Source organism: Monashia sp. HAY1-11D (assembly GCF_056868035.1).
Genome location: NZ_CP200320.1, coordinates 3,013,288 through 3,025,637, shown reverse-complemented (window position 1 = coordinate 3,025,637; position 12,350 = coordinate 3,013,288). Strand labels below are relative to the sequence as shown.

Sequence of the window (12,350 nt, the reverse complement as noted above, 5' to 3'; positions counted from 1 at the left end):
CCCATGGTCAACCTGACGCGGATCTACACCCGGACGGGCGACGACGGCACGACGAGCCTCGGCGACTTCTCACGGACGAGCAAGAACGACCCTCGCCTGCACGCCTATGCCGACGCGAACGAGGCCAACGCCGCGATCGGCGTCGCCCTGGCCTGCGGCGACCTGCCGGAGGAGGTCGTCGCGACGCTGCGCCGGGTCCAGAACGAGCTGTTCGACGTCGGGGCCGACCTGTCGACGCCGCTGCGGGCGGCCTACGAGTACCCGCCGCTGCGCGTCGAGCAGCCGTGGATCGACGACCTCGAGGCCGACTGCGACCACTACCTGACCCAGGTCGAGAAGCTGCGCTCGTTCATCCTGCCGGGAGGCACACCGGGGTCGGCCCACCTGCACCTGGCCACGACCGTGACCCGGCGGGCCGAGCGTTCGGCCTGGGCGGCCGTCGAGGCGCACGGGGTGGAGCCGGGCGGCGAGGGCGAGGCCCGTGGCGTCGGCGGGGTCAACGTGCTGACCGCCACCTACCTCAACCGCCTGTCCGACCTGCTCTTCATCCTCGCCCGCGTCGCCAACAAGCCCATCGGCGGCGACGTCCTGTGGCAGCCGGGGGGCGGCCGCGTCGACAAGCCCGAGCGCCGCGGCAGACGCTGAGGCCGGGGTCAGGCGACGTTGACGTTGTAGCCCGGGGGTGCGGCCTCCTGCCACGACCGCAGGGCGGTGTAGGCGGAGGCCTGCAGGGCGAGCTCGAAGCCGGCCTGGCCGTCGGTGCAGGGCACCATGCTGGCGTCCGGCAGGAGGGGGATCGAGTCGGAGCCGGTCAGCAGCACGGGGGCCTCGATCCGCAGCCGCTGCCGCGCCCAGCGGCGCTTGGGGCGCACGGAGACGCCCCCGAGCGTGAACCACTCGAGGGCGTTGTCACCGAACCGGATGAGACCGAGGCGCCAGCTGGCCGTGCCGGGCTGGCGCAGGCCGCACAGGGTCAGCTGCAGGCCACGGGCGATGTAGCGACGGCGCAGGTAGGTCGTCGTGAGGACGACGACCGCCAGGGCGAGCAGCGTGCCGATCGCGATCTCGGTGGAGACGAGAACGGACGGCACGCGCTGACCTCAGTGGCTCGACGTCTGGAGCGAGGACGCGTCGACGTGCTCGGCGACGATGGTGACGACGTCGGAGTCGACGGACAGGAAGCCGCCGTCGACCATGACGGTGCTGCGCTCGCCGTCGAGGGAGTCGATCGACACCTCACCCTCGACGAGGACGCCGAGCAGTGGCGTGTGGCCTGGCAGGATGCCCAGCTCGCCCGAGATGGACCGGGCGCGTACGAACTTGGCCTCGCCCTCCCAGACCTTTCGGTCGGCGGCGACCATCTCAACCTTGAGCGAACTCACGTTTCCTCCGGATCGTGGGGGTGTGCCTGGCAGTTTAGTGCCTCTGCAAGGATGCTCAGTACGCGAGGTCGGCCCGTGAGAGCGCACCCGTCCCTCGCGCGGCACCACCCTCGCAGCGACACCTCCACCTCCACGACCTGCACCGAGGAGCACCCCTGATGAGCACTGCTGTGTCCGACGCCCTGCTCGACCCGACCCGCCGCCCCGTGGCGGTCGAGGCCCTCACCGACGTCATCGACGCCGAGGTCGCCGACAAGTCGGGCTTCGGCGGCGTCGCGGTCAAGACGGGCTACGCCGCGGCCAAGAAGCTCGGCGGCAGCTTCGTCCCCAGCGCCACCGACCGGCTGCTGCCCCAGTTCGCCACGGCCCTCGACCCGTTCTGGGCCACCAAGGGCGACACGCCCTTCGGCGCGCACCTGGCCGCCCAGCCGGAGGCCGTGGCCGACGCGCTCCTCGCCGTCACCGACGCCAAGGCGGCGAGCACGACGCACGCGGCCGCCGCGAAGGTCTACGGGACGCTGCGGGGCAAGGCCAAGGAGCACGTGGTCGCGGCCCTGCCCCGCCTCGGCGCGGCCGTCGAGCGCCTCGTCCCGTGACGCTCCCCTGAACGCGCCGGCTGACGCGCGGCTGACGCGCGGATGACCCGCGGCTGACGCGCCGCCGACGCGCCGCCGAGGCGCCCTGAGCGCGCTCGAGGCCCCGACCGGTCCACCGGTCGGGGCCTCGCCGCTCTGCTCAGCGGGAGCTCTCGGCTGCCTCGGCGGCCGCGACCTGCTCGTGCGGTCGGTCCTTGGCCAGGCGTGGCAGCTCGGGCCTGAAGTCGGCTCCGAGGTCGGCGATCGCCTGCCGGGCGAACACCTGCTGCTCGGTGACGGTGCGCTCGGAGCGTCCCCGGCCGAGGAAGCTGACGACCCAGTGCAGCAGGGTTGTCGTGCGGTGCTTGAACCCGATGATGTAGACGAGGTGGACGGCCAGCCACAGGACCCAGGCGATGAAGCCGCTGAACTGCGCCTTGCCGACCGAGGCCACCGCCGAGAACCGCGAGATGGTGGCCATCGAGCCCTTGTCGAAGTACTCGAACGGCCCCTTGGGCTCCTTGCCCTCGAGCCGCCGGGTGATCTGGTCGGCGGCGTAGCGCCCGCCCTGGATGGCGACCTGGGCGACGCCCGGCAGGTTGTCGAGAGCCATCATGTCGCCGACGACGAAGACCTCGGGGTGCCCGGGCAGGGTGAGGTCCGGTCGTACGGCGATCCGGCCCGCGCGGTCGAGCTCGGCACCGGTCTGGTCGGCCAGCTGCTGCCCGAGCGGCGAGGCGCTGACGCCGGCGGCCCACACCTTGCAGACCGACTCGATGCGCTCCCGAGAACCGTCCTCGTGCTCGACCTCGATGCCGGTGGAGTCGACACCGACGACCTTGGCCCCGAGACGCACCTCGACACCCATCGACGTCAGGCGCTGCACGGCCCGGTCCCCGAGCTTCTCACCGAACGAGGCGAGCACCGCGGGGGCGGCGTCGAGGAGGATGACGCGGGCCTTCGTCGGGTCGATGCGCCGGAAGTCGCGACGCAGCGTGCGGCGCGCGAGCTCGGCGATCTGTCCGGCCATCTCGACACCGGTCGGGCCGGCGCCGACGACGACGAAGGTCATGAGGCGCTCGATCTCGGCCGGCGTCGAGGCCAGCTCGGCCAGCTCGAAGGAGCCGAAGATGCGCCCGCGCAGCTCGAGCGCGTCGTCGATCGACTTCATGCCCGGCGCGTGCCGCGCGAACTCGTCCTTGCCGAACCACGACTGCCCTGCGCCGGCCGCCACGACGAGCGAGTCGTACGGCGTCACCGTCTCGCGTCCGACCGTCGTGTGGGTGACCGTGCGGGCCTCGAGGTCGATGGAGGTGACGTCGCCGAGCAGGACCGTCGCGTTGTCCTGACGCCGCAGCACCTCACGCGTCGACGGCGCGATCTCGCCCTCGGACAGGATGCCGGTCGCGACCTGGTACAGCAGGGGCTGGAAGAGGTGGTGCGTCGTGCGGGCCACGAGCGTCACGTCGACGTCGGCCCGCTTGAGGCGCTGGGTGGCGAAGAGTCCGCCGAACCCCGAACCGATGACGACGACGCGATGTCGCGGGGCCTGCGGGGTGGACGTGCTCACGGATGGGTCCTTCCGTCTCGAGGGTGGTTGAACTCGTCGGCGCTGACGGGAAATCCACTCAAGTCAACACCGCTCGTACCCGCGACATGCCCGGCGTCTCGTCAGGTGCGACGCTCGAGGACGACGATCTGCGTGGTCTGCGTCACGAGGCGGTAGTGGGCCTGCACCCACGTGCGCAGGGGGTCGGGCTCGCGCACGTAACGGCCGTGCCCGAAACCGGGCCAGTACGACCTGGCGGCGACGACGCACTGCGGCAGGCGGCCGGTCCGCTGGTACCAGGCGAGCACGTGGGTGTTGCTCTCGCCGAAGAAGTCGAGCCACGTGATCGGTGTGGCGAACCGCACGTCGCCGAGCAGGAAGGCGGCCGGGTAGATGTAGGCGAGGACGCCGTCGCCCGGCCGGGCGCAGAGACTGAGCGCGAGCTCGTTGTCCTCGATGACGGCGCGACGCTCCGGCGTCGTGCGCAGGCCCGCGTAGGCGCCGTCGGCGACGGTCGCGACGAGCGGGCCCGGGGTCCCGTCGCGGAAGCTGTTCGCGGCGTGCACCGTCGCCAGGCCCGCGACGAGCACCGCTGCGAGGGCCGCCTTGACGACGCGTCCGTGCTCCGACATCCACGCGAGCGTCGCCACGGTCACGGCGAACAGGCCGGGCGCGATGACGGCACCGGTGGCGCCCCAGAGCGGCGCCGAGGAGGTGAAGCCCGCCACGAACGGCATGCCGACCACGGTGGGGGCCAGCCCCAGCACGAGGATGCGGGCCGTCGTCCCGCGCCGGGACACCGCCGCGGCCACGGCCGGAGCCAGCAGCACGAGGAGGAGCACCGTGGCGAGCACCGCACTGAGCCAGGACACGACGGAGTACGTCGCGCCCGACGACCCGCGCAGCAGGGCCTCGACGCACGCCGCCGCCACGGCCGCCACGACGAGCACACCGCGGAGGCGTCGCAGCACCGGGACGGCCGAGAACACCACGGCCAGGACGGCCAGGACGAGAGCGGTGACCGCCAGACGATGGTCCAGCTCGCCGCCGAGGAACCCCAGCCAGCGGCCGATGCGCGTCTCCCGCGGCGCACGCGTCGCCTGGTAGTCGTCGGTGAACACGAGGGTCTCGCGGATGTTGGGCAGCCCCCAGACGCCGAGCGCCACGACGACGACGACTAGTGCGGTGCCCACCACACCGGCCCCGACCCCGAGCAGGCCCCTCCCGCGCGCGAGCAGGAGCAGCACCACGAGCAGCGCGGCCGCAGCCGTCGCGGTGACCGGGTGCGCGAGGGCGCCGAGCACGACCGCGGCCCCGGCGACGACCCCCCACGGCAGCGACCGCCGCGTCACGGCCGCCCCACCGGCGCACACGGCGAGCAGGTAGGCCATCGCCGGCGTCGTGTTGTAGGAGACGACCTGCTGGTTGTAGGCCGCGGGGATGAGCGCGACGCCGATGGCGGCCGCGGCGGTGCCACGGCCGAGATGCGGTGACACCGCCCGCCACGACGCGACGCCGCACCCGAGTCCGAGCAGGACGTAGAAGACCCGCGAGGCGAGCACGAGTCCCTCGATGCCCACCGTGTGGGTCCACAGCCAGACGAACGGCACGGCGGGCCAGGCGCCGAGGACCTGGATGTTCAGCTCGTCGCGGAAGGGCAGGTCACCCTGGGCGAGGCGCAGTGCCAGCTCGACGGCGTGCGAGCTGTCGGAGAAGTCGACCCCGTACCGGGCACGCCAGATCGCCGCCGCGGCCAGCACGACGGCGAACATGGCAGGCCCCCAACGTCGGACGGGGAGGGCCCAGTGGGCGCCTCCCCGTCCTCGGGTCGAACGAGACATGCGGTCAGACTGACACAGGAGTCAGAGATTCTTCTGGATCTCCGCCCACTGGCGCTCGACGTCGTCGAGGCCACCGCACATGAAGAACGCCTGCTCGGCGACGTGGTCGTACTCGCCGTCGGCGATCTTCGTGAAGGCCTCGATCGTGTCGGCGAGCGGCACGGTCGAGCCCTCGATGCCGGTGAACTGCTTGGCGACGTAGGTGTTCTGCGACAGGAACCGCTGGATGCGACGGGCGCGGTTGACGAGGATCTTGTCCTCCTCGGACAGCTCGTCGATACCGAGGATCGCGATGATGTCCTGCAGTTCCTTGTTGCGCTGGAGGATCGACTTGATGCGCACCGCGGTGCTGTAGTGGTCCTGCGTGATGTACCGCGGGTCCAGGATGCGCGAGGTCGAGGACAGCGGGTCGACGGCGGGGTAGATACCCATCGACGCGATGTCACGCGAGAGCTCGGTCGTCGCGTCGAGGTGCGCGAACGTCGTGGCCGGGGCCGGGTCGGTGTAGTCGTCGGCCGGCACGTAGATCGCCTGCATCGAGGTGATCGAGTGGCCACGCGTGGACGTGATGCGCTCCTGGAGCGTGCCCATCTCGTCGGCGAGGTTCGGCTGGTAGCCCACGGCGGACGGCATGCGGCCGAGGAGGGTCGAGACCTCGGAACCGGCCTGCGTGAACCGGAAGATGTTGTCGATGAACAGGAGCACGTCCTGCTTCTGGACGTCGCGGAAGTACTCCGCCATCGTCAGGGCCGACAGCGCGACGCGAAGACGCGTGCCCGGCGGCTCGTCCATCTGGCCGAAGACGAGGGCGGTCTGGCCGAGGACGCCGGCCTCCTCCATCTCGACCATGAGGTCGTTGCCCTCACGGGTGCGCTCACCGACACCGGCGAACACCGACACACCGCCGTGGTCGCGGGCGACGCGGGCGATCATCTCCTGGATGAGCACCGTCTTGCCCACACCGGCACCGCCGAAGAGGCCGATCTTGCCACCCAGCACGTACGGGGTCAGCAGGTCGATGACCTTGATGCCCGTCTCGAACATCTGGGTCTTGGACTCGAGCTGGTCGAAGGCCGGGGCCTTGCGGTGGATGCCCCAGCGCTCCTTGACATCGAGGGTCTCGCCCTCCGCGAGGTTCATGCACACGCCGGTCGTGTTGAACACCTTGCCGAGGGTCACGTCGCCCACGGGGACCGTGATCGGGCCGCCGGTGTCCTGGACCGCCGAGCCGCGGACCAGACCGTCGGTCGGCTGGAGCGAGATGGCACGGACCATGTTGTCGCCGATGTGCTGGGCGACCTCGAGGTTGATGGCCTTGGTCTCGCCGGCGAGGGTCACCTCGGTCGTGAGGAGGTTGTACTGCTCCGGCATCGCGTCGGCCGGGAACTCGACGTCGACGACCGGGCCGATGATACGAGAGATGCGACCGACGCCACCCGCGGCCGGAGCCGTCGCGGCGGTGTCGCTGACAGTTGCCGTCATTGGTCTGTTTCCTTACCTGTGGGCGTTACTTCTGTGCGTCGGCGAGGGCGTTCGCACCGCCCACGATTTCGCTGATCTCTTGAGTGATGCCGGCCTGGCGGGCCTGGTTCGCGAGCCGCTCGTACTTCTTGATGAGCTCGGACGCGTTGTCGGTCGCCGACTTCATCGCGCGCTGGCGGGCCGCCAGCTCGGACGCGGCCGAGGACAGGAGCGCGGTGAAGATGCGGTTGCGCACGTACTTGGGCAGCAGCAGGTCGAGCACCTCGGCAGCGCTCGGCTCGAAGGAGTACTCGGGCGGGATCTGCCCCTCCTCGTACCGGTTGACCGAGAAGTCGATGCCGCTGTCGTCGTCGCCCGCCTCGTCGGCACCGACGACCTCGAGCGGCAGCAGCCGCAGCACGTGCGGCTCCTGGCGGACCATCGAGCGGAAGCGGGTGAAGACGACGTGGATCTCGTCGTGGCCGCCCTCGGCGTGGTCCTTGAGGAAGTCCGCGGTGATGCGGTCGGCGATCTCCTTGGCGTTCTCGAACGTCGGGGCGTCGGAGAAGCCGGTCCACTCGGCGGCGTACTCGCGCCGACGGAACTTGAAGTAGCTGACGGCCTTGCGCCCGACGAGGTAGGGCACGACCTCCATGCCCTCGCCCTGCAGGTGGGCGATGAGCTCGGCGCTGCGCTTGATGGCGGCGACCGAGTAGGCGCCCGCGAGCCCGCGGTCGGCGGTGACGATGACCACGCCGGCACGCCGGGCGTCGGTGGCCTGCGTCGTCAGCGGGTGGTCCTCGTTCGTGTTGGTCGCGACCGCACTCACGGCGCGCGTCAGCGCGATCGTGTACGGCATCGCCTCGGTCGCCTTCTGGCGGGCCTTGACGACGCGGGCGGCCGCGATCAGCTCCATCGCGTTGGTGATCTTCTTGATGGACTGGACGGACTTGATGCGCTGGCGGTAGATCCGCATCTGCGCTCCCATGTGCTCCGCCTCTCTTGGTCTCTGGGGGTGTCGAAGGGCTCGGGGTCGGGCGCCGTCACGTGGACCGGCCCGGTTCCGGGACGCCGTCCGCGAGGCCCGCGCCCAGCGCGGCTCGACGGGACGGCGTCCCGGAGGGGGTCACCTGTTCTTGACGATCTTGGCCTGGGCGATCGCGTCGTCGTCGAGCTCCTCGACGTCCTCGGTGCCGGGCTCGAGGCCCTCACGACCGGTGCCGCGGAAGGTGAACTTGACCTCGTCGACGACCGTGCTCAGCGCCGCCTCGGTGTCCTCGTCGAGCTTGGCCGTCTCACGGATCGTCTGGAGGATCTTGCCGTCGCGCCGCAGCGTCTCGAGCAGCTCGGTCTCGAAGGCGCGGACGTCCTCGACCGCGACGTCGTCGAGCTTGCCGGTCGTACCGGCCCACACCGAGACGACCTGCTCCTCGACCGGGTACGGGTTGCTCTGCGGCTGCTTGAGCAGCTCGACGAGGCGCGCACCACGGGCGAGCTGCGCTCGCGAGGCGGGGTCGAGGTCGGAGGCGAACATCGCGAAGGCCTCCATGGCACGGAACTGCGCGAGGTCGAGCTTGAGGCGACCGGCGACCGACTTCATCGCCTTGATCTGCGCCGCACCGCCGACACGGGACACCGAGACGCCCACGTCGATGGCGGGACGCACGTTGGCGTTGAACAGGTCCGCCTGCAGGTAGATCTGGCCGTCGGTGATCGAGATGACGTTGGTCGGGATGTACGCCGAGACGTCACCGGCCTTCGTCTCGATGATCGGCAGACCGGTCATCGACCCGTGGCCGAGGTCGTCCGAGAGCTTCGCGCAGCGCTCGAGCAGCCGCGAGTGCAGGTAGAAGACGTCGCCCGGGTAGGCCTCGCGGCCCGGCGGGCGGCGCAGCAGCAGCGACACGGCGCGGTAGGCCTCGGCCTGCTTGGACAGGTCGTCGAAGACGATGAGCACGTGCTTGCCCTGGTACATCCAGTGCTGGCCGATGGCCGAGCCGGTGTAGGGCGCGAGGTACTTGAAGCCGGCAGAGTCGGACGCCGGCGACGCGACGATCGTCGTGTACTCGAGCGCGCCGGCCTCCTCGAGGGTGCCGCGGACCGACGCGATGGTCGAGCCCTTCTGGCCGATGCCGACGTAGATGCAGCGGACCTGCTGGTCCGGGTCGCCGGACTCCCAGTTGCGCTTCTGGTTGATGATCGTGTCGATGGCGACGGTGGTCTTGCCGGTCTGGCGGTCACCGATGATGAGCTGGCGCTGGCCGCGACCGATCGGCGTCATGGCGTCGATCGACTTGATGCCGGTCTGGAGCGGCTCGTGGACCGACTTGCGCTGGACGACCGTCGGGGCCTGCAGCTCGAGCGCGCGACGCTGCTCGGACTTGATCTCGCCCAGGCCGTCGATCGGGTTGCCGAGCGGGTCGACGACGCGGCCGAGGAAGTCGTCGCCGACGGGGACCGAGAGGACCTCGCCCGTGCGCTTGACGGTCTGGCCCTCCTCGATGCCGGCGAAGTCACCGAGGACGACGACACCGATCTCGTGGACGTCGAGGTTGAGCGCGAGGCCCAGCGTGCCGTCCTCGAACTGGAGCAGCTCGTTCGTCATGGCCGAGGGCAGACCCTCGACGTGGGCGATGCCGTCACCGGCGTCGGTGACGCGACCGACCTCTTCGCGGGAGGCCGCGCCCGGCTCGTAGGACTGGACGAAGGAGTCCAGTGCGTCCCGGATCTCCTCCGGACGGATCGAAAGCTCCGTCATGTCAGATCTTCTCCTCGGTTTCGACCCGGGGTTGCGGGCCGGTGGGTGTTCACAGCTGGTGGTGGGCCTCAGGCGCCCATGGCGCGACGTGCGCCGTCGAGCTTGCGGATGACGGTCCCGTCGATGACCTCGTCACCGATCTCGACCTTGACGCCGCCGAGGACCCGGGGGTCGACGACGGTGCTGACGTGGACCTTGCCGCCGTAGATGGCGGAGAGGCCGGCGGCGAGGCGCTCGCGGTCGCCGTCGCCGAGCGGGACCGCGGACGTCACCGTCGCGGTCTGCTGCTCCCGACGGGCGGCCGCGGTCTCGAGGTACCTCTCGACGGTGCGGTCGAAGCGGCGTCCGCGCGGCGACACGACGGCCTGGCGGGCCAGGACGAGCGTCTCCGGGGCAACCCTGCTCTCGAGGAGCGTCGCGACGAGCGCGGACCGGCGCTCGGCCGGGGCCGACGCGTCGGTGAGCGCGGTGCGCAGTGCGGGGTCGGCGGCGACGATCCGCTCGAACCGGAAGAGCTCGTCCTCGACGCGGTCGGCGCGGTCGGCCGTCTCGGCCTCGGCGATGACCGTCTCGACGGCGTAGCGCTCGAGGGTGTCGGACAGGTCGCGCTCGGAGCTCCACCGCTGGGCGGCCACGCCCTTGAGGACGACGAGCGCCTCGGCGCTCACCTTGCCCGCGAGCAGCCGCTCGACGAGCGAGGACTTCTCGGCCCCCTCCCGCGAGGGGTCCGCGACGGCGCGACGCAGGGTCACGTTGCCGTCGAGGAGGGCGACGACCGCGAAGAGCTCCTCGGCCAACCGCGAGCGGTCGGCACCGGCCACGAGCGCGCCGGTGAACGCGTCGCGGCTCGCGGCCGCTGCTGCGCGTGAGGATCCCTGCATCAGCGGTCCCCGACCTTCTCACGGACGACGTCGCCCGACTCGAGCTCGGCCAGGAAACGCTCGACGATGCCCTTCTGGCGGGTCTCGTCCTCGAGCGACTCACCGACGATGCGGCCGGCGAGCTCGGTCGAGATGCGGCCGAGGTCCCCACGCAGCGAGACGAGGGCCTGCTGGCGCTCGGCCTCGATCTGCTTGTGCGCCGTGTCGGTGATCCGGGCTGCCTCGCTGGCGGCGTGCTCGCGCATCTCGGCGATGATCTGCGCGCCCTGGGCCTTGGCGTCCTCACGGATGCGGGCGGCCTCGGCGCGGGCCTCGACGAGCTGGGCCTGGTACTGCTCGAGGGCGGCCTGGGCCTGGGCCTGGGCCTCCTCGGCCTTGTTCATGCCGCCCTCGATGGCCGCGGTGCGCTCGGCGTAGATCTGCTCCAGGCGCGGCACGACCTTCTGCTTCACGACGAAGTAGAGGATCGCGAACACCGCGAGACCGAAGAGGAACTCCAGCGGGTGCGGGATGATCGGTGCCGCGGTGGCCCAGAAGCCGCCCTCACCGCTCTCGGCGGTCATGGTCACTGCATGCATGCGGGTCTCCTAGAGAAAACGTACGGAGCGTCGACGAGCTGGTGGCCCGTGCGGGCGTCAGGCCTTGAAGACGAACGCGAGCGCGATACCGAAGATGGCAAGGGCCTCGGTGATGGCCATGCCGAGGAAGGCGATCGGCTGGAGCATGCCGCGGGCCTCGGGCTGACGGGCGACGCCGTTGATGTACGCGGCGAAGATCAGGCCGACACCGATACCGGGGCCGATGGCGGAGAGGCCGTAACCGAGGATGGCGATGTTGCCGGTCATGTTGATTCCATTTCCTTCTTGTCGGTCCCGCTGGCGGTTACCAACGGGGCTGGGTGAAGCGTCGGGGTGGAACGGTCGAGCGGGTGGAGCTGGTGGAGCTGTCCGTGCGGCCGTCAGTGCTCGTCGGCCAGGGCGCCGCCGATGTAGAGCGCGGCGAGCAGCGTGAAGACGTAGGCCTGCAGGAACTCCACGAGGAGCTCGAACAGGGTCATGACGAAGGCGAAGATCCACGTGACCCCGCCGGCGACGACGAGCACACCGCCGTTGGTGAGCATGTACCAGCCGCCCGTGATGAACAGGACGATGAGGATGTGGCCGGCGAACATGTTGCCGAAGAGTCGCAGCGCCAGCGTGACGGGCCGCGTGAACAGGTCGGTGATGAGCTCGAGGATGAAGATCGGGACGATCATGCCCTTGGGCAGACCCGCCGGGACGAGCGACTTCCAGTAGCCGACGAAACCGTGCTTGCGCATGCCGACGACGTGGAAGATGACCCACACGAGCAGCGACAGGGCGATCGGGAAGCCGATGCGGCTCATCGTCGGGTAGCTGAACGGCGGGACGACGCCGAACAGGTTGTTCACCAGGATGATGATGAACAGGGAGAAGAGCAGCGGGACGAACTTGAGGAACTCCTTGGAGCCGATGAGGTCCTTGGCGATGCCGTTGCGCACCATGCCGTAGACGGCCTCCGTGGCCATCTGGCCGCGGCTCGGCACGATGGCCTTCTTGCGCGTCGTCGCGAGCAGCCACCAGGCGATGAGCAGGCCGGACACGACCATGAGCAGCATCGGGCGGGTGATGGCCCACGCGCCGTCACCGATCAGCGGCTGCCAGAACTCGCCGACGCCAGGCGCCTCGAAGTCCGACGGTGCGGCGGCAACGATGCTCACGGGTTACTCCTTCGTACGTTCTGGGCTGCTCGGCCGACGACACCGGTCATCGGCACGGGGTGAGGTCCCGCGGTTGGGGTGGTGGGGTGCCAGGCCCTCGTGCTGCGCGTGCTGCTCGGCGGGCCGGGCGGCGTCGCGCCGGCTGGCGACGCGGGGTCCGCCTGG

General features: G+C 70.6%; 13 protein-coding genes. 2 read left to right on the top strand and 11 right to left on the bottom strand.

Annotated elements, in window-relative coordinates; translation table 11 throughout:
- The first annotated feature begins 3 nt into the window (after nucleotides 1-3).
- Nucleotides 4-645, top strand: a complete 642-nt coding sequence (locus tag AC1VM9_RS13975) for a cob(I)yrinic acid a,c-diamide adenosyltransferase (RefSeq protein ID WP_481344716.1) — start codon at nucleotides 4-6, stop codon at nucleotides 643-645.
- A gap of 8 nt (nucleotides 646-653) precedes the next feature.
- Here AC1VM9_RS13975 and AC1VM9_RS13970 read toward each other — a convergent pair whose 3' ends face one another.
- A complete protein-coding gene (locus AC1VM9_RS13970) occupies nucleotides 654-1,091 on the bottom strand; it encodes a DUF2550 domain-containing protein (protein WP_481339322.1) in 438 nt (145 codons plus the stop codon).
- Between the two features lie 9 nt (nucleotides 1,092-1,100).
- Nucleotides 1,101-1,382 (bottom strand): F0F1 ATP synthase subunit epsilon, encoded by a 282-nt coding sequence (locus AC1VM9_RS13965; RefSeq protein WP_481339320.1) that lies wholly within the window; start codon nucleotides 1,380-1,382, stop codon nucleotides 1,101-1,103.
- 158 nt (nucleotides 1,383-1,540) lie between these two features.
- Between AC1VM9_RS13965 and AC1VM9_RS13960 the strand changes: the two genes are divergently transcribed.
- Nucleotides 1,541-1,978, top strand: a complete 438-nt coding sequence (locus tag AC1VM9_RS13960; RefSeq protein WP_481344717.1) for a DUF6918 family protein — start codon at nucleotides 1,541-1,543, stop codon at nucleotides 1,976-1,978.
- Nucleotides 1,979-2,117: 139 nt separating this feature from the next.
- Here AC1VM9_RS13960 and AC1VM9_RS13955 read toward each other — a convergent pair whose 3' ends face one another.
- The 9 genes from AC1VM9_RS13955 to atpB form a co-directional block, all read right to left on the bottom strand.
- Nucleotides 2,118-3,527 carry an NAD(P)/FAD-dependent oxidoreductase gene (locus tag AC1VM9_RS13955; RefSeq protein WP_481339316.1) on the bottom strand — a complete coding sequence of 470 codons (1,410 nt, stop codon included), beginning with the start codon at nucleotides 3,525-3,527 and terminating at the stop codon, nucleotides 2,118-2,120.
- Nucleotides 3,528-3,628: 101 nt separating this feature from the next.
- Complete coding sequence (locus AC1VM9_RS13950) at nucleotides 3,629-5,278, bottom strand: hypothetical protein (RefSeq protein WP_483123045.1); 1,650 nt, start codon at nucleotides 5,276-5,278, stop codon at nucleotides 3,629-3,631.
- A 90-nt stretch (nucleotides 5,279-5,368) separates the two neighbouring features.
- Nucleotides 5,369-6,829 (bottom strand): F0F1 ATP synthase subunit beta, encoded by a 1,461-nt coding sequence (gene atpD / locus AC1VM9_RS13945; protein ID WP_481339310.1) that lies wholly within the window; start codon nucleotides 6,827-6,829, stop codon nucleotides 5,369-5,371.
- Between the two features lie 25 nt (nucleotides 6,830-6,854).
- The gene (locus AC1VM9_RS13940) at nucleotides 6,855-7,796 is read right to left on the bottom strand and encodes a F0F1 ATP synthase subunit gamma (RefSeq protein WP_483123044.1); all 942 of its coding nucleotides are present in this window, start codon (nucleotides 7,794-7,796) and stop codon (nucleotides 6,855-6,857) included.
- 138 nt (nucleotides 7,797-7,934) lie between these two features.
- The gene (gene atpA, locus AC1VM9_RS13935; protein ID WP_481339304.1) at nucleotides 7,935-9,566 is read right to left on the bottom strand and encodes a F0F1 ATP synthase subunit alpha; all 1,632 of its coding nucleotides are present in this window, start codon (nucleotides 9,564-9,566) and stop codon (nucleotides 7,935-7,937) included.
- A 68-nt stretch (nucleotides 9,567-9,634) separates the two neighbouring features.
- Nucleotides 9,635-10,447: a F0F1 ATP synthase subunit delta gene (locus AC1VM9_RS13930; protein ID WP_481339302.1), complete on the bottom strand. Its 813-nt coding sequence runs from the start codon at nucleotides 10,445-10,447 to the stop codon at nucleotides 9,635-9,637.
- Nucleotides 10,447-11,025, bottom strand: coding sequence for a F0F1 ATP synthase subunit B (locus tag AC1VM9_RS13925; protein WP_481339300.1), 579 nt, complete (start codon nucleotides 11,023-11,025; stop codon nucleotides 10,447-10,449). Before AC1VM9_RS13925 ends, AC1VM9_RS13930 begins: the two co-directional genes overlap by 1 nt.
- Before the next feature lie 57 nt (nucleotides 11,026-11,082).
- Nucleotides 11,083-11,292 (bottom strand): ATP synthase F0 subunit C, encoded by a 210-nt coding sequence (gene atpE, locus AC1VM9_RS13920; RefSeq protein ID WP_026863922.1) that lies wholly within the window; start codon nucleotides 11,290-11,292, stop codon nucleotides 11,083-11,085.
- A 113-nt stretch (nucleotides 11,293-11,405) separates the two neighbouring features.
- Nucleotides 11,406-12,185 (bottom strand): F0F1 ATP synthase subunit A, encoded by a 780-nt coding sequence (atpB, locus tag AC1VM9_RS13915; protein ID WP_483123042.1) that lies wholly within the window; start codon nucleotides 12,183-12,185, stop codon nucleotides 11,406-11,408.
- Nucleotides 12,186-12,350: the final 165 nt, after the last annotated feature.

Bases quoted from the DNA above. Each gene is read 5' to 3' on its own strand.
- AC1VM9_RS13975 (WP_481344716.1), top strand. From the start codon at position 4: ATGGTCAACCTGACGCGGATCTACACCCGGACGGGCGACGACGGCACG.
- AC1VM9_RS13960 (WP_481344717.1), top strand. From the start codon at position 1,541: ATGAGCACTGCTGTGTCCGACGCCCTGCTCGACCCGACCCGCCGCCCC.
- AC1VM9_RS13950 (WP_483123045.1), bottom strand. From the start codon at position 5,278: ATGTTCGCCGTCGTGCTGGCCGCGGCGGCGATCTGGCGTGCCCGGTAC.
- atpD (WP_481339310.1), bottom strand. From the start codon at position 6,829: ATGACGGCAACTGTCAGCGACACCGCCGCGACGGCTCCGGCCGCGGGT.
- AC1VM9_RS13940 (WP_483123044.1), bottom strand. From the start codon at position 7,796: ATGGGAGCGCAGATGCGGATCTACCGCCAGCGCATCAAGTCCGTCCAG.
- atpA (WP_481339304.1), bottom strand. From the start codon at position 9,566: ATGACGGAGCTTTCGATCCGTCCGGAGGAGATCCGGGACGCACTGGAC.
- AC1VM9_RS13930 (WP_481339302.1), bottom strand. From the start codon at position 10,447: ATGCAGGGATCCTCACGCGCAGCAGCGGCCGCGAGCCGCGACGCGTTC.
- AC1VM9_RS13925 (WP_481339300.1), bottom strand. From the start codon at position 11,025: ATGCATGCAGTGACCATGACCGCCGAGAGCGGTGAGGGCGGCTTCTGG.
- atpE (WP_026863922.1), bottom strand. From the start codon at position 11,292: ATGACCGGCAACATCGCCATCCTCGGTTACGGCCTCTCCGCCATCGGC.